The 15,970-nt window shown below is 48.2% G+C and carries 13 protein-coding genes; 11 read left to right on the top strand and 2 right to left on the bottom strand.

Features of this window, described 5'->3' with window-relative positions; all coding sequences use genetic code 11:
* The 3 genes from OZ401_RS20170 to OZ401_RS20160 are packed head-to-tail and all read left to right on the top strand — an operon-like array spanning position 1 to position 2,772.
* Positions 1-789, top strand: a complete 789-nt coding sequence (locus OZ401_RS20170; protein ID WP_341470321.1) for an ABC transporter permease subunit — start codon at positions 1-3, stop codon at positions 787-789.
* Between the two features lie 6 nt (positions 790-795).
* Positions 796-1,833, top strand: coding sequence for an MqnA/MqnD/SBP family protein (locus OZ401_RS20165; protein ID WP_341470320.1), 1,038 nt, complete (start codon positions 796-798; stop codon positions 1,831-1,833).
* Between the two features lie 18 nt (positions 1,834-1,851).
* On the top strand, positions 1,852-2,772 hold the full coding sequence (locus OZ401_RS20160) for a carbohydrate kinase family protein (RefSeq protein ID WP_341470319.1): 921 nt from the start codon (positions 1,852-1,854) through the stop codon (positions 2,770-2,772).
* Here OZ401_RS20160 and OZ401_RS20155 read toward each other — a convergent pair.
* Entirely contained in the window at positions 2,762-5,050 is a 2,289-nt protein-coding gene (locus OZ401_RS20155; RefSeq protein ID WP_341470318.1) for a hypothetical protein, read from the bottom strand. The two genes, OZ401_RS20160 and OZ401_RS20155, sit on opposite strands and share 11 nt — an antisense overlap.
* Positions 5,051-5,531: 481 nt before the next feature.
* Between OZ401_RS20155 and OZ401_RS20150 the strand changes: the two genes are divergently transcribed.
* The 8 genes from OZ401_RS20150 to OZ401_RS20115 all read left to right on the top strand — a co-directional run bounded on the left by OZ401_RS20150 (position 5,532) and on the right by OZ401_RS20115 (position 15,473).
* Positions 5,532-6,311 (top strand): class I SAM-dependent methyltransferase, encoded by a 780-nt coding sequence (locus OZ401_RS20150; RefSeq protein ID WP_341470317.1) that lies wholly within the window; start codon positions 5,532-5,534, stop codon positions 6,309-6,311.
* A gap of 26 nt (positions 6,312-6,337) precedes the next feature.
* Positions 6,338-8,482, top strand: coding sequence for a hypothetical protein (locus tag OZ401_RS20145; protein ID WP_341470316.1), 2,145 nt, complete (start codon positions 6,338-6,340; stop codon positions 8,480-8,482).
* Positions 8,483-8,784: 302 nt separating this feature from the next.
* Positions 8,785-9,435, top strand: coding sequence for an Hsp20/alpha crystallin family protein (locus OZ401_RS20140; RefSeq protein ID WP_341470315.1), 651 nt, complete (start codon positions 8,785-8,787; stop codon positions 9,433-9,435).
* A 10-nt stretch (positions 9,436-9,445) separates the two neighbouring features.
* A complete protein-coding gene (locus tag OZ401_RS20135) occupies positions 9,446-10,798 on the top strand; it encodes an AAA family ATPase (RefSeq protein ID WP_341470314.1) in 1,353 nt (450 codons plus the stop codon).
* 367 nt (positions 10,799-11,165) lie between these two features.
* Entirely contained in the window at positions 11,166-13,340 is a 2,175-nt protein-coding gene (locus OZ401_RS20130; RefSeq protein WP_425607640.1) for a CDC48 family AAA ATPase, read from the top strand.
* A complete protein-coding gene (locus OZ401_RS20125; protein WP_341470312.1) occupies positions 13,337-13,960 on the top strand; it encodes a hypothetical protein in 624 nt (207 codons plus the stop codon). The genes OZ401_RS20130 and OZ401_RS20125 overlap by 4 nt, the downstream gene beginning before the upstream one ends.
* Positions 13,961-13,966: 6 nt before the next feature.
* Positions 13,967-14,482 carry a hypothetical protein gene (locus OZ401_RS20120; protein WP_341470311.1) on the top strand — a complete coding sequence of 172 codons (516 nt, stop codon included), beginning with the start codon at positions 13,967-13,969 and terminating at the stop codon, positions 14,480-14,482.
* A 52-nt stretch (positions 14,483-14,534) separates the two neighbouring features.
* Positions 14,535-15,473 carry an oxidoreductase gene (locus OZ401_RS20115; RefSeq protein ID WP_341470310.1) on the top strand — a complete coding sequence of 313 codons (939 nt, stop codon included), beginning with the start codon at positions 14,535-14,537 and terminating at the stop codon, positions 15,471-15,473.
* A 53-nt stretch (positions 15,474-15,526) separates the two neighbouring features.
* Here OZ401_RS20115 and OZ401_RS20110 read toward each other — a convergent pair whose 3' ends face one another.
* Entirely contained in the window at positions 15,527-15,946 is a 420-nt protein-coding gene (locus OZ401_RS20110) for a CoA-binding protein (protein WP_341470309.1), read from the bottom strand.
* Positions 15,947-15,970: the final 24 nt, after the last annotated feature.

Here is a 15,970-nt window from a genome sequence, read left to right as displayed (position 1 = left end):
ATGCACCGAACACTGGTGATTTTTCGCCGCGAATGGAAAGAGATGCGCAAAAATCGCACTCTGTTGCAAACCCTGGCTATTTTACCGCTTATTCTGGTTTTACTACCAATGGGCTTGGTAGTATTCTTTAATGCCTTTGTACTGGATTTTGCCGAAAAAAATCGTGCGCCTGAAACTGTAAGCAGCCTTGGTCTGTTGAGCGGCGATGATAATGTAAGGCTGTTGGCGGGTCTGGTAACTATCTGTTTCACCTTTTTCTTGCCATTACCCGCTGTTTTGCCGATGACCATTGCCGCAAATAGCGTGGTGAACGAGAAAGAGAAACGCAGCCTTGAACCGTTGCTGGCTACCCCTGTAACTACCACTGAATTACTGTGGGGAAAAAGCCTTTCGGCGATTGTGCCGGGTGTAGTAGTCACTTGGGGTAGTTTTATACTACTGGTGCTGGTTTTGAGTCTGGTTTTAAAGCCCAATGTTTTTGCCAAACTGGATTTATTGTTATGGTTCGCTATTATCGGCTTTTGGAGTCCGGCATTGGCAACATGGGCAACCCTTGTGGGGGTAGCAATATCCTCGCGCGCAAGAGATGCGCGGGCGGCTTCGCAAGCCGGGAGTTTGTTGGTTATCCCGCTGGTTATATTCGTTTTTGGAGTAACTTTAGGTTTTATTACGGTAAATTGGCTTATATTTGTAGTAGGCTTGCTGGTATGGGTGGCAGCCGCTGCTCTGACTTTCTGGATTGCAGGGAAATTATTTGACCGTGAAACGATACTTACGCGCTGGAAATAAGCTTAAATGACTATTAAATTAGCAACAACCAATGATTTGGATTTCGCGCCATTCTTTTTCCCAATCGAAGCAGGCTGGGCAATTCCACCCGCCGATTTGGTAGAAATGGTGCCTGGTACCGCCGAAGATTGTATGATGCGCTTGCTCAACGGGGATGTGGATGTTGCGCCCGTTGACCCTGCCCTTTACGCGCTATATCAAAACGAGCTTAGAATTTTATCCGCCTTGCTCTACGGCTCAGATATGAACAGCAATAATCTGTTCCTACTCAGCAAGAAGCGGTTAGATAGCTTTGAGAAACCGCGCGTTGCAGTTTCAGTTCGTAACCATACCGGAGAAATCTTGCTGAAGGTGCTTGCCCGTCCTTACTACGGCTTTGAGCCTGAGTTTAAGCCGGTGGCAAGTGACCTTGATGCTCTAAACCTTTTTTCCTCGCCCGAAGTTGATATGTGCGTGGTAGGTCGCGAAGTAGGAATGCGCGCTGCGGGACCGGCTAATGAGCGGGGGTACTTTGTAGAGGACATGAGCAAGGCATGGTGGTTGTTGATAGGGCAACCGCTTCCGTCTGCCCTGTTTGTGGTGCGCCGCGCCTTTGTGGAAAAAGAACCGGACGCTGATAAGCAGGTCAGGCAATTAACCCAATTTCTGCGTTCCTCCCTGCAAAAGTCCCGTGAGTTTCTTTCTACAGTGGTTGAGATTGAGGAAAAACGCACCGGATTGCCCGCCGAAGGCTTAACGAAGCATTACAGCTCGCAAAAATACGAATATAATGCCGCGTTTCTGAATGGGTTACAAGAGTTTTATAAACGCGCCTTGCGTCTCAGGCTTATAAGCCCGGTGGAAAACTTTAATTTCTTCCCGACCATCGCCCAAGTAGCGCCCGCACCGGAAAGCCCGCCGCGACGCACGGTAAGCGAGGATAAGGTTAAGGGCAACGATTCAAAAAAAAACGATCGTAGCGCCCGTTCCCGCGCCGAAGAAAGAGGTATAACCATAATCGAAGGTGGAAAGAAGCCTGAAAAACCGGATAGCAAAACGGATTGATTTCACAGGTATATGCCAATGAGTTCAAATCCTTTAGATGTGGTAATTATCAGCGCAATAGGGGTGGATACCAATATCTACCTGTACGGTCAGGATATTGATTTTAGCGTTGAGGCGAATTTTTCTCAGAACCTTGATTATGTGGGGCAAGCGGGCGGCTATTCTAGCCGTGGGTTTGCCCGTTTGGGCTATCCAACCGCTTTTGTCGGCTACATCGGTGATGATTTTAACGGGAAATTTGTCGCGTCAGAATTGGCTGCGGATGGCATCGAATCGCTACTTTTTATAGACCCACAAGGTACACGCCGTAGCATTAATTTCATGAATCGTGATGGCACTCGCAAGAACTTTTATGACGCTAAAGGGGCAATGAATCTCAGAGCTGACAATACGTCGGTTCAAGCGTTGTTCGGGCGTGGTCGTCTGGCGCATTTCAATATCGAAAACTGGGCGCGTTACCTATTGCCGCTTGCGCGAGAAGCCGGGCTGAAAATATCTTGCGATATTCAGGATATGGTTACACTCGATGACCCCTATCGGCGTGACTTTATTGAAGCCGCCGATTTCCTCTTTTTCTCCGGGGTTAATTTTAGCGAGCCTACTCCCTTGATACAGGAATTGCTGCGCCGGAATCCGAGCCAAACTATTGTAGTTGGGATGGGTAAAAGGGGCTGTGGGTTGGGTAGCCGCGAAGGGATTCGTTTCTTTCCTCCGGTGGAGATAGCAGAAGCGGTGGTGGATACCAACGGGGCAGGGGATGCTCTGGCGGTGGGCTTCCTAAGTAGTTATTGTTTGGAAGGCTATAGCCTCGAAGATAGCATCTTGCGGGGGCAAATTGCTGCCAGATACACCTGTACCATCAAAGCCAGTTCTGCCGACCTTATAAATCGGGAAAAGCTGGACTATTATTTCTCTCAGATAAAAAGTATCAATTATTGACTATATTGATTTTCACGTTACTCGCGCCGAATGTAAAATTCCTATTATCTAATGTTGTATCATTTTGTTTGAGCGATGGTTCTGGGCTGGACAGCGTGATGACATTAAAGCCAGTTGGAAGTGTCAAATCCACCTCAATATCTTTCGCTTCACCGTATTCGCCAAACTGATAAGTAGCCGCCAAATAACCATTTATAGACACATTTATGGTGCGCGCTTGCTTTTTCCCAGCCGGTACAGAATTAAACAACTTAGCGTTTAACTTGACTCTTACCGAATCCGGTGTCAGATTGTTTACATATAATTCTGACGGCACTTCTGAAGTGGGATCAGACCACCGAAACGACCCATTTTTGTCAATTTCTCTATCATACCAGCCACTACCAATATCCAAAACCAGTTTTTCAGCTAAAGGTTGAGATTCTGGCACTCTATAAGCTTCCATACGCTCATCTTGGTAAACCGGAGTGGGGTTGGAGCCAAGCGCTTCAGTTATCATCTTGCGGTAATTCTCTAGTAAACTAGGATCACTTATTGAGTCTTTCCAGACAACAATGTACCTGATTTTCCAGTAGTTGAGTAGCGGCATAGCGACTCGGTTGAAATTTATATCCGGTATAATATCTTTGCCCGGACGATATAACTTTTCTTGGTCGGAGCCTAGATAGTAGAAATCTCGGATATAAGTCTCGCGTTTGGCAAAAATATCTGGATTCGACAAATGGTGGTCACGGCTGTAGCGTCCCGAAACGCGCCATTTATTGTACACAGCTTGATAAGCTTGATAATTTTCTTCCACACTTGCCATATCACCACGTCCGGCATAATTGAAAAGAGGCAATTCCAATATGGCATATTGGTCGGTATCCTTGCTCAATTGCTCATAAAAGGCTGGGACATCATAGGGCAGTACCTTTACTTTGCCGCTTTCTGCCACAAAACCAAATATTGTGATACTTAGGATACTGACAATAACTCCCCCTATGGCTAGGCGGGAACGATATACTGACAAACGGCTTAAGGCTGCCAAAAAGAAATTACGTTCAATTAAAAAACGCAAGCCAAAGGCAAACAAGATTGAAAAAGCTATGAGGTAAATCGTCTGGAAACGACCCGGGTCGCGACCAACGTTTAGCAAGGGCAATTTGTATAGAAGCGAATAAGGCATTTGGAAATCGGTGATATTTCGGGAAATAATGAGCTTGGGACCTAGTGTAAGAATAGCCGCAAACCCTCCACTTATTGCCCAAAAAGTGATTGATTCCCGATTAATTTTTTGTTTCCAGGCGTAAATAAAGCCAAAAAGCATAATTGCTATGGCGAGATAGCTCGGATTAACCATGCCAGGCCACAGATAATCTACCAAATCCAAGCTGTGATAGAGACTCTGATCGCTAACGTTCAGCCACGGGCTTTTAGACGATTCCTGTATCATAGGAAGGAGCAAGGGTACAAAAGCCAGCGCTACCCAACCGATACCAACAATGGATAGTCGTAGGAAAACAAACCCTTTTTCTAGCCAGCTACGTTTAGTAAATAAAATAAAGACAAACAAAAAGACAGTCACTATTACTGCATACAAAACAAACTGCCAGTCGGTAAGGGACATTAGCAGTAGGCACATTATGGACAGGGCTGTATAGCGAACCCGTTGTTTTGGAAAATAGATGAGACGGTGTAAATAGAAGAAATATAGCGGTAGCCATTGCACTGCTATTAAGTTCGTTTGCCCTGCTCCTAAAAAGCTAAAACCGAGTCCATAAGGATAACTAGCAGCATGACCATTGACATAAGCGCAGGTAAATAGGGTTGCTCCGGCGAAGGCAGCCAGCGGGTTTTTTACTAAATCATTTATTAGAAAGTAACTAAAAAAACAGGTGAGAGTCATAGAGATGAGGAAAAAGAGATTAGTACTGGCAACAGGACCAAAAATCGGCCATAAGGGAATGGCAAAAATACCGGTTATGGGATGTAAAGTATGGAAGCGGAGGCTAACTCCGATAGGGTAGTAGATGTAGTTGGTAAAAAAAGGATTATGACCGCTTAAGAGGGCAGTGCGAGTCCAAAAATCATTCCATAAGTTCTCATAGCCATCTACATTACCTCCAACTACTCCTCCCCATAAATTGAATAGGGCAACTCGCCCATAAATAGCTGCTACCAGAATAGAGCCGATAAAAACAAATAGGGTTGAATGTTTGATTTTTTGGGTTGAGGTGTTGGAAGCTTGATCTAAACCAGTTGCGGCGCTTGGCTTCGCAAGAAACTTATTTTGCATTTTTTGTGAATTTCATCATTATATTTTGGACAATTGGCGAAGGGTAAAAGAATATAAGGTTGCCATATATTTGGGAAGTGCAGGTTACAGTCCTATGTTCAGTTTATTACTCAACTGACTTTTCCACAATTCAGCCTGATTTATTTTTAGTTCTACTATAGGCATTAAGCAGGCGCGCCAATCATATGCAAAACAGATATATATGTCAAGAAGTTTGATTCTGCAAGGTCTCAGCCTGAACTTGACAGAACAATCCGGGTGAATTAAGCTTGTTTGCGCTGGTTTCAGCCTGATTGTTTGGACTAAGCTTGTGTTCTATTGTCGGTTTGTGCCTTTACAGTTAAATCAAGTAGCCTTTACCTCACTAAAAATGCTTTCCCTTGATTTACACTTAATCTTAAAATAACCCACCCGTAACTCCTTGCCGGGCAATCGCTAGGAAGAGCCGGATTTATTTTCGGCAGTATGTTGGCAGTTATATATGAGAAGTGATTTATATCTGGATTTATTCTTAAAAGAAGATACCCATTGGTGGCATGTGGGCAAGCGTATGCTTATGGAGCAACTGATTCGCAAATACATGCCGCATTTGCAAGAAAAAGCTAACTTGCTGGATGTTGGTTGCGGCACAGGGCGTATGTTGGATATGCTTGGCGGTTTCGGGACACCATGGGGCATTGATATGGCAGACGAGGCGTTAGATTTTTGTCGCCAGCGCGGCTTCCATAATTTACGCCGTCACGACCTGAACCAGCCTTTTGATTTCGATTTTGATTTTGATGTTATAAGCGCGTTAGACGTTATCGAGCATCTAGAAGATGACATACAGGGTCTTAAAAATCTTAAGCAGGCGCTAAATCCGGACGGCATTTTAATAGTCAGCGTTCCAGCGTACCAATTCATGTTCAGTTATTGGGATGTGGCGCTTGGTCACAAGAAGCGCTATACCCTGAAAACCCTTACACAAGCGGTTGAGGCGGCGGGCTATACTATTGTCAAGAAGTCTTATACCAACACTTCGATACTGATTCCGGCAGCGGTGGTGCGTTCCTTGAAAGGGTTAGCGGGGCGGGCAAATCGCAAAATAAATGCCCGTTTGCTTTCCGAAGATACCGATTTTACCTCCTTGCCGAAGCCGCTCAATGATTTTTTGATAAGCCTATATAACATTGAAAACCGCTTGGTATTGACGAAAGGCTTGCCGATGGGGTTATCGGCGCTGGTGGTATGCAAGCCTAATCCTTCCAAGCAAAACGTTTAACGTTGAAATAGGGTTTGGAACATTAGTTGGCAGAGATTACCTCGCAAATACCGCAAAACGCTGCGCAACGTATTCCCAAAGAACGGGTCTTTCTAAAGCACCTATCTATAATCATTTTATATCTGGTGGGTGCGCTGGTATTTACACAACCGCTTGCTCTTAATCTCTCCAACCGGGTGATTTACGCCAACGGCGAGGATGTGTGGGTACACATTTGGCATATCTGGTGGGCGCGTTATTCCATCTTCGAGCAATTCATCAATCCTTTCTATACCCGATTAATCTACCATCCGGTAGGAGTGGGGCTATATTTCCAGCCGCTTACCCTACCAAATGGAATCCTCTCTACTCCATTCCAGTATTTGCTTGGGCTGATTCCCGCTTTCAACCTGCTCTTTATTTTTAATGTGACGTTGGCGGGCTATACCGCCTTTTTGCTCGGCAAGTACCTTAGCGGTAGTCTCGCCGCAGGACTGGTAACAGGCACGATTTACGCTTTCTCACCGCTTGAATCGAGCTTGCTGGATTTGGGACAACTTGAGCAAATCTCTATCGGTTGGTTCCCGCTCTTTCTGCTCTTTTTCCTCAAGTATATGCGGCAAGAACGCCGTCCACGCCTTAACCTGACTTTGGCAATCCTGTTGCTGCTGCTGGTTTCAATGGTAACGTGGTATCACGCGCTGTTTGCATGGCTCTTTTGTGGGCTATACTTGCTCTACAGCCTGTTAAACGCTTCCGGTTGGAAAGCGCGTTTGGCTGATATAAAGCGATTTGTCCTTTTATTTGCCATTTACGGGGTATTGATTGCGCCAATACTGCTGCCGACTCTGGTTTCCACCAAAGAGGGCGGGAATGCGGTGGAACAACCGCTGCTGATTGTGGCTTATAACTCTGCTTCTTTGCTGGGTTTTGTTGCGCCGGGACCTTCTCCCCTCTGGAATATTGCCGGGTCTAGCGGCGATTACCACGCTAATTATCTGGGCTATGTGGCATTGGCGTTGGCGGCGGTTGGGTTGTTTACTGCTTTCAAGAAATACTGGTTCTGGTTAGCAATTGCCGCAATTTTTCTGCTGCTGTCCATTGGACCTGCTTTGCTAATTACCGCTAATCCTGACCTAACTCAAGCCGATTTTGATAACTTGCTGCCTATGCCGGCGCGTCTGCTCTACAGTTTGCCGGTGGTAAATATCAGCCGAGTTCCGGTACGGTTTATCCTGCTGGTGATGCTGGCGTTGGGCGTGTTGGCGGGCGTGGGAGTAAAGTGGTTGCTGGCGCGGGTTACGCTTTCCGGTGGTAGGCAATGGCTTACGGTAGCAGTGACAGGGCTGGCGGTAGGGCTAATCTTTCTGGAATTTATGCCCGCACCGCGCACACTCGCTTCTGCCGATATTCCCGACTTTTACCGCCAACTTCCGAAAAACGGCAATACCGCCATTATGGAATTGCCTACCAAAGCGATTAGCCATTCAATGTATTTTGAGACTGCTCACCAACTGCCGATTGTTGGCGGCTATCTTGCCAGAGCAGTTTCGTATGAGATGGAGAATGTGCCGGGAATACGCGAATTGCGCCTGTTGCGCTTACCCGCTTTCCAACGCGATATTATCGACCTAACCACCCTTTCCAATACACCCGCTGCCCTGCGTTATTACAATATCGGCTATCTGGTTTTGCACCCTTCCTACCTGAAAACAGAGCCAATCAACCGGATTTTGCGTACTACCATTGGCAGTGACCAACCTTGTCTTGATATTCCGGCGCAGGATATTGCGGTCTATTGCTTGCCGCCGGAAGTGCCGGGTAAAGCGCCCGCTTCCCAACTACTGCTCAATCTGGGCGATGGCTGGCTTGACCGGATAGTAACTGCTACGGGCGAGGTACAGCGTACCACCTCCGGTGGCGATACCCAACTGGTAGTCTTTAACCCTTCAAAAGTAGAAGTAAGCGTAGAGTTGACCGCCCCGGTAAAAGCGGTAGGTAAAGCCGCTAAGCTTCGGCTATTACAGAATAATAACCCGGTGGGGGAAACTACTACCGTTCAGGAATTCGGTACAGTTCATTTCAGCCTTACCCTCAAACCGGGCTTGAATATTTTGGTTTTTCGGGGTGCAGTTGCAACCGGGCAACAATTCGTTTTTGGTTCGATTAATCTGAATCCTCTGACCTCCTGAATCCTACCGTTCGCCAAATTTGAAACTTCACATGTGATAAACGGGTCAAACCTCTACAAATCAGTGCGGTTGCAAGGGGTGCAGGTGGAACGCCTGCCGGGGTCGCAAGGGGTGTCCCCTTGAACTCACTCACTCTCCTCCTCTCCGGCGAGAGCAGCAGGTTATTACCCTAAAAACGTTTCTTGCAGCAGCCCTGTTCTGCAAATGGCTTCTATTGCTACAAATAAAATAATGGCAATAGAAACAAGTTTAGCCTATAATACAGGGAAAATTGACGCATATAACTTAGGGAGAAGGCGAACATGGATGAAAAAACCGATGAGAAACAAAAGGTAGACGAGAAAAAACCTGCGGCAGAACGGCGAGAACCACCTCGTCGCCCACAACCTCCCATTAAGCCGGGAGAAATCGGCGAGCGCTTAAACTCGTTGTGGAACGGTGGGTTTTTCAAAGGGCTTAATAATTTGGTAGAGTACCTAGACGAGTTGGCAGACCAAGCCGAGCGCATGGGCGCACGCTTCACCGACCCAGATGCCGGAGATGAAAGCTCACCACCGCGCCGCAGTAATGACAGAATATCTCACTTTGAAGCAAGTGGGCGTGCCCGTTCGAGTAACTTCAAGCCCAACGTTTACAATCGCAATGTGGCTAACCAACGTAATGCCCCTGCTCGTCCTGCTGCGCCTGACCCCGCGCCGGTTTCGACCACGCGCGAACCAATGGTAGATATTTTTGAGGAAGATGGCGGCATAATAGTCTTGGTGGCAGAAATGCCCGGCGCAAACGAGCAAACCATCAAAGTGGAAATTGTTGGTGACATTGTAAGTTTGAGCGCAGCGGGACAAAATTACCGTTATGAAAAAGAATGCTTGTTGCCCGCGCCAGTACAAAGTGAACCTGAGAATCGGCGCTACCGTAATGGCGTTCTGGAAATGCGCCTAAAACGCGCTTAAGGAGTAGTTAATGAGTACCGATCCCTTGTTTAACGAGTCACTCTCGCTGCCGTCCAACGCGATTGAATACTATGTAAGCCAGTATCTGGTGGCAGCTTTCCCCGACAAAGCGATGATTCAAAGTGATAACCCCTTGTTCAGCTTGGAGAAATACGAACAAGCCGGACTGTGCAGCATGACCCCCAAACCAAACGTGTTAAGTCAGGTTATCACCTACTGGAAGGGACCTAGCAAGCGACTGGCAGATAAGGATCGCAGCGACTGGTTTAACTTTAGCGCTACCTTTGCCTCTAGCGAACCACCCCGTGAGGCGCTGACCTCCCGCATTAAAAACGGCTGGTTCGAAATAAGCTGGGAAGGCTATACTCTTGAAGTGATACTGATGTCGTGGGGCGAAGGCTTTTCGCGGGGCTATCACTACTGGATATTGGCAGATTTCAAGGAAATTGCCGAAAACTTCTATGTAGCGGTATGCGAATGGAATATCGAAATCCGAGGCGAATTGCTGGTTTTTGATGCGGGCTATTGGCATAAGGATGAAGACCTATTCCGCGATATTAAAGGCTCAACCTTTGATAATTTGGTGCTGAAAGGTACGCTCAAACAAGATATCAAAGAGGATTTGGAGCATTTCTTCGCCTCTCGCTCTACCTTTGAACACTACAATATCCCGTGGAAGCGCGGCATTTTGCTGGTTGGTCCGCCGGGTAACGGCAAAACCCATGCGGTTAAAGCTTTGATTAACTCGCTCAGTAAGCCCTGCCTTTATGTGAAGAGCATCAAGACCCAACGCTCTGATGATGAGGAGAATATCAGTCAGGTGTTTGATCGCGCCCGTAAAACCGCGCCCTGTGTGTTGGTGCTGGAAGACCTCGATTCGTTGGTTACGGCGCAGAACCGTTCTTTCTTCCTCAACGAAATGGATGGTTTCGCTGCTAATGCCGGAATCGTGACTTTGGCAACCACCAACCACCCGGAGAAGTTGGACTCTTCTATTCTGGATCGTCCCAGCCGCTTCGACCGCAAGTACCATTTTGACCTGCCGGGTGAAAGTGAGCGACACGCCTATATCGAGCTTTGGAATAAGCAATTGCAAGATGAATTGAAACTTTCGGATGAAGCCGTTAACGAAATTGCGGCGATGACCGATGGCTTTTCATTCGCTTATCTTAAAGAATTGTTCCTATCCTCGATGATGCACTGGATAGCGCATCCCCAACCGGGTGCAATGCAGGGCGTGATGGTTTCGCAGGTTTCGATTTTGTGCGAGCAAATGGTAAGCGTAAATGTTACGCCCGCGCCCGAAGATACTCGCCCAAACGGACAAACTTTCCCGCTGGTGTGGGGACATAAGCCTAAATAGTGGAAACATACTACTGGAAATTACAGGGCTGTTGCAAGAAAGAAATTGCCCCTATAAAACGGTTCTCAAAGGGGTTTGGGTAAGGGCGTGAGGTGATTTCGTAGGGGCGCATCGGGATGCGCCCTCGTTGGATAGGTTCAATTTGAGGGATTCAGGCAGGGCGGTTCACGAACCGCCCCTACAAAAACGATTTTCTTAACGTTTGGGGCGAAAGTTGACAATGGAAATACCGACCTTGCAACTGCCCTGCTGGAAATTACTATTAACTAGCGTTGGTAATTGATATAAAATGAGCGATACAACCGATATTTTCTTAAAAGACGACTTATTATCGCCTGAACCGGATGAATCCGGCAAAGTTCCAAGCATGGTTCTACGGGTGATTGAAGCTGCCCCGCGAGATGCTGCCCGTAGCATTGCCCGGATTGACCCGAATGATATGAAGCTGCTTGGGCTGGATGTGGGCGATATTATCGAGATACGCGGCATGCGCAACACTGGCGCAAAGGTGATGCCCGCCTTCCCCCCGGAACGTGGCAAGCGCATTATCCAAATTGACGGGCTTATTCGGCGCAATTGCGGCACGTCAATAGATAATAGCGTAGTGGTGAAAAAGGTCGAGGCGGGGATCGCCAAGACGGTGGTTTTATCTCCTCCTGAAGATAGCGCCCCCTACCGAGAGCGCGGTTCTCAGCATTTACTTTACATAAAACGATTACTGGAAGATTTAATCGTATCGCAAGGTGATATACTGCGGATTAACCTTTTTGGCAACACTCAGCAGGAATTTATGGTAATGGGCGCTACTCCTTCGGGCGTACCGCTCAAGGTAGGGCCTGCTACTGCTTTGCGTATCCATACGCAGCGTGCCGAGAAGCAACAGCGTGCCCCTCGCCGACAAGGTGGGGTAACTTACGAGGATATAGGCGGACTGAGCAAGCAGTTGAGTCGTATCCGCGAGATGATAGAGTTACCCTTGAAATACCCGGAAGTGTTCGAGCGGTTGGGAATTGATGCGCCCAAAGGGGTATTGTTATATGGGCCCCCCGGTTCAGGCAAAACCCTGATTGCGCGAGCGGTAGCGAACGAAACCAACGCCTTTTTTATCAGTGTGAGCGGTCCGGAAATCATTCACAAGTTTTACGGCGAAAGCGAAGCGAACTTACGCAAGGTTTTTAGCGATGCCGCTACTCGCGCCCCTAGCATTATCTTTTTGGATGAGATTGATGCCATTGCCCCCAAACGAGAGTCGGTGATGGGCGAAGTGGAGAAGCGAGTGGTAGCACAATTGCTGTCACTCATGGATGGGCTGAAGAGTCGCGGGCGCATTGTGGTCATCGGTGCAACCAATCTGCCCAATCTCCTTGACCCTGCTTTGCGTCGTCCCGGACGCTTTGATCGGGAAATTTCAATCGGTGTGCCGGATCGCCCCGGACGTGAGGAGATTCTCACTATCTACACCCGCAGTATGCCGCTGGCAATGGATGTGGATGTGCCAAAACTGGCGGCGATAACGCATGGCTTTGTAGGGGCTGATTTGGAAGCGCTTTGTCGTGAGGCGGCTCTCAGCGCGTTGCGTAAGATTATCCCCGATATAGATTTCGCCAACTCTACGATTCCCTATGATGAGTTGATGAACCTGACGGTGGATATGAGCGATTTCATGTCCGCGCTAAAAGAAATCGAGCCAAGCGCGGTGCGCGAAGTTTATACCGAAGTGCCGGATGTTTCGTGGGAAATGGTGGGCGGTTTACAGGAAATAAAAGATGCTTTGCGCGAAGCTGTAGAATGGCCCCTCAAATATGAAAACCTATTCCGCAATACCAACACTACCCCTCCACGTGGGATTATGCTCTATGGCCCGCCCGGTGTAGGCAAAACTCTGATTGCACAGGCGCTTGCCAGTGAAACCGAGGTGAACTTTATCTCTATCAAAGGCCCGGAATTGCTCAGCAAATGGGTGGGCGAGAGCGAAAAAGCGGTGCGCGAAATTTTCAAGAAAGCGCGTCAAGCTGCCCCTTGTCTGATCTTTTTCGATGAAATTGATGCGCTTGCCCCGGTGCGCGGTTCACGGGTGGATAACGGCGTTTCCGAACGGGTGGTGGCGCAATTGCTCACCGAGATTGACGGAATCGAGGGCATGAAGGGCGTAGTATTGTTGGCAGCAACCAATCGGGCAGAATTGGTTGACCCCGCGCTGTTGCGACCGGGTCGCTTTGACCTGAAAATTCAGATTCCTGCGCCTGATCTATACGCACGCCGTCAGATTCTAGAGGTGCATGCTCGCCAAAAACCGCTGCAAGATTACTCCATTCTGGATAAACTGGCGCTTGAAACAGAGGGTATGGTGGGCGCAGACCTTGCCGCGCTGTGCAATCATGCGGCGATGGTAGCAATTCGCCGTTGCGTGACTGAATTTGAGGGAAGCGGTAGCACCAATGAAATGTCGGAAGCCTTGATTACCGATATTGATTTTGAGGTGGCGTTAGGCACTTTGCGCCGCAACACGCTGCCTTCTTTTGAAAAAGAGTCGGTGGAATGATAAAAAGCTATTTCCGGGTGGCGGTTTTCTTGTTATTAGCAATGCTGCTGGTAAGTTGCGGCGACCCTACCGCTACCCTTGTTCCAACCGTTGCGGCTACTACCAAAGCGGTTGAAAAAACTGCCGTGACTACTACTGCTATCCAGCCTACGCAGAAACCTGCTTCTAACGGGCGTGCTACCCCTACTGTAGCAGAACGTACCAACTTAGCGGCTGAAGATACCACCGATTTGGCGAAACCATTGCCCGAACGCTCGGTAGTGCGTACCTTTACCGATGCGCAAGGGCGTACTGTGCGCCTAACTTATGGGCGTGGCGTAGGGCATAGTGGTGATTACGGCTGGGCGCATATTGTGGGGAAGCATGTGCAGAGTATCTGGTATGACGGTGGTACTATCACCACTTTTCCCAAAGCGCTTGGCACTCGTTCGCTGGCGGATGTGCTGGATTTGATCGGCAAATCGTTACAGGATAAAGCCCCTGATGATCAGGGCAACGGGCGACGCAGCTATGTATATCAAGTGCCGGGCACTAATAGCGATGTTTTTACCGTAGTTGGAAGCGATGGCACGATTATTACCGCCTACCCGGTGCCGCGAGGGAGTAAGGATGAAGGTTAACTATTGATGTCCGCAACGCCCGCGCTTTTCAAAATAGAGCTTAGGTTAGAACCGCACGTAACCGGTTTGCAGGAATTGGAAAACTGGCCCTCATCGGAGTTCACCCCTGATTTTATTGTGGCTACCAGCGGGTCGGTGCGCGTGGAAATGAATGGCTTGGCTGCCAATGTTCCGGCGCACAGCAGGGATGAATGGCTACCTGATTATTTGGGCGGGTTCGCGCTCAGTCTTGGTCGCGCCGCTCAGAAAATGCGAGAAGGGGCGCACCAATCCGCAGCTCATTTTGTAGATGAGCCGGTGAAATTGGTGTTCAGCCGTAGCAGTGTTATTGGCGTAATCCACATAGAAATTGAAGCGGAAGGGCAGAAGGTTGCGCACGTAACGTTAAAGGACAAAGCTTTTTATGCAGAGATACGCCGCAGCCTTGATGATTTCCTGCACCAACTCTTGCAGCTAAACCCCTCCCTTGTGCGGCAACCAGATGTCAGCACTATTAAAACCATCCTAAAAACTCTGTACTGATTTTTTAATTTTGACAGTTAAGAACGAATATTCACTCATAAGGAGATATATTATGACTCATTGGACTACTAACGATATACCCGACCAACATGGACGCATTGCCGTTATTACGGGCGCAAACAGTGGGCTTGGTTACGAAACTTCGCTGGCGTTGGCGGCTAAGGGCGCACAAGTGATAATGACCAGTCGCGACCCCGAAAGAGGCAAAGCGGCTTTGAACCGAATCAAGCAACAACTTCCTGCCGCTTCGCTGGAATTGATGACGCTTGATTTGGGTAGCCTAGCCTCGATTCGCAGCTTTGCGCTGGAGTTTCGGGCGAAGTATTCCCGGCTCGATTTGCTGATTAACAATGCCGGGGTTATGGCGATTCCTTTCCGCAAAACGGTGGACGGTTTCGAGACTCAATTAGGTACTAACCATCTAGGTCACTTTGCGCTGACCGGGCTGCTGCTCGATACTATTTTAGAGACGCCTAGTAGTCGGATTGTGAATGTATCCAGTGGCTTGCACCGCTCCGGTTATATTCATTTTGATGACCTTTATCTTGAAAAGAAATATACCCCTTACGCCGCTTATTCGCAGAGCAAAATTGCGAATCTCTACTTCACTTTTGAACTGCAACGCAAGCTAGAGGCGTTGGGTTCAAAAACTATCAGCGTTTCGGCTCATCCCGGCTATGCTGCTACGAATTTGCAGGGAACTAGCGCCAGTTCTACCGGGTCAAAACTAAACGTATTTATGTATAAACTAGCTAATACGCTAGTCGCACAAAGCCAAGCAAAGGGCGCGTTACCTCAGCTATACGCTGCTACTGCGCCGGAAGTAAAAGGCGGGGAGTTTTTTGGTCCGCACTTTATGGGCTATCGAGGCTATCCCAAGCTCGAAAAAGCGGCTGATAAGGCTTACGACAAAGAGATTGCCGCAAAACTTTGGAAGGTTTCAGAAGAACTGACCGGGGTAAAATTCTCTTTTGTGGCGCAAACAGTCTAAATAAAAGCAAGGGCGGTGGTTAGCCGCCCCTTTTTTATTTCCTAACGAGTTGGTTAACGCCAGTGTCGCCGCCCTTTGGCTACCATACAGCAAGCGTTATAGATTATCTGCAAACCCAATTCCTTTGCACGGGCAATGTTCTCCCTTGATTCTGCGCCGGGCTGAAACCAGACCGTCTTGATACCCAACCTTGCCGCTTCCTCCAGAAAAGGTAGCGAAAGTTTGGCGGGTAAGACAAAATCTACCACTGTCGGTTTTTCGGGCAACGCCGAAAGATTCGGGTAACATTTAATGCCGTCAATTTCGGTAGCGCGCGGGTTGATGGGGTAGATGGTATAACCCGCGTTCGCCATGTTATGTAGGATAACATTGCCGTACTTATCGGGGTTGGTGCTTGCGCCCACCAACGCCCATACTTTGTTATCCACCGCTTCTTGGACGATTTCGTCAATCGTCAAATCGGTTGTACTCATTTTCTATACTCCAAGTGTGTTAAT

This window comes from Candidatus Chlorohelix allophototropha, from assembly GCF_030389965.1.
Taxonomy (GTDB): domain Bacteria; phylum Chloroflexota; class Chloroflexia; order Chloroheliales; family Chloroheliaceae; genus Chlorohelix; species Chlorohelix allophototropha.
The sequence above is the reverse complement of the archived record's forward strand: the minus strand, read 5'-3'. Positions and strand labels throughout refer to the sequence as shown.

Bases quoted from the DNA above. Each gene is read 5' to 3' on its own strand.
- OZ401_RS20170 (WP_341470321.1), top strand. From the start codon at position 1: ATGCACCGAACACTGGTGATTTTTCGCCGCGAATGGAAAGAGATGCGC.
- OZ401_RS20165 (WP_341470320.1), top strand. From the start codon at position 796: ATGACTATTAAATTAGCAACAACCAATGATTTGGATTTCGCGCCATTC.
- OZ401_RS20160 (WP_341470319.1), top strand. From the start codon at position 1,852: ATGAGTTCAAATCCTTTAGATGTGGTAATTATCAGCGCAATAGGGGTG.
- OZ401_RS20155 (WP_341470318.1), bottom strand. From the start codon at position 5,050: ATGCAAAATAAGTTTCTTGCGAAGCCAAGCGCCGCAACTGGTTTAGAT.
- OZ401_RS20150 (WP_341470317.1), top strand. From the start codon at position 5,532: ATGAGAAGTGATTTATATCTGGATTTATTCTTAAAAGAAGATACCCAT.
- OZ401_RS20140 (WP_341470315.1), top strand. From the start codon at position 8,785: ATGGATGAAAAAACCGATGAGAAACAAAAGGTAGACGAGAAAAAACCT.
- OZ401_RS20135 (WP_341470314.1), top strand. From the start codon at position 9,446: ATGAGTACCGATCCCTTGTTTAACGAGTCACTCTCGCTGCCGTCCAAC.
- OZ401_RS20130 (WP_425607640.1), top strand. From the start codon at position 11,166: ATGGTTCTACGGGTGATTGAAGCTGCCCCGCGAGATGCTGCCCGTAGC.
- OZ401_RS20125 (WP_341470312.1), top strand. From the start codon at position 13,337: ATGATAAAAAGCTATTTCCGGGTGGCGGTTTTCTTGTTATTAGCAATG.
- OZ401_RS20120 (WP_341470311.1), top strand. From the start codon at position 13,967: ATGTCCGCAACGCCCGCGCTTTTCAAAATAGAGCTTAGGTTAGAACCG.
- OZ401_RS20115 (WP_341470310.1), top strand. From the start codon at position 14,535: ATGACTCATTGGACTACTAACGATATACCCGACCAACATGGACGCATT.
- OZ401_RS20110 (WP_341470309.1), bottom strand. From the start codon at position 15,946: ATGAGTACAACCGATTTGACGATTGACGAAATCGTCCAAGAAGCGGTG.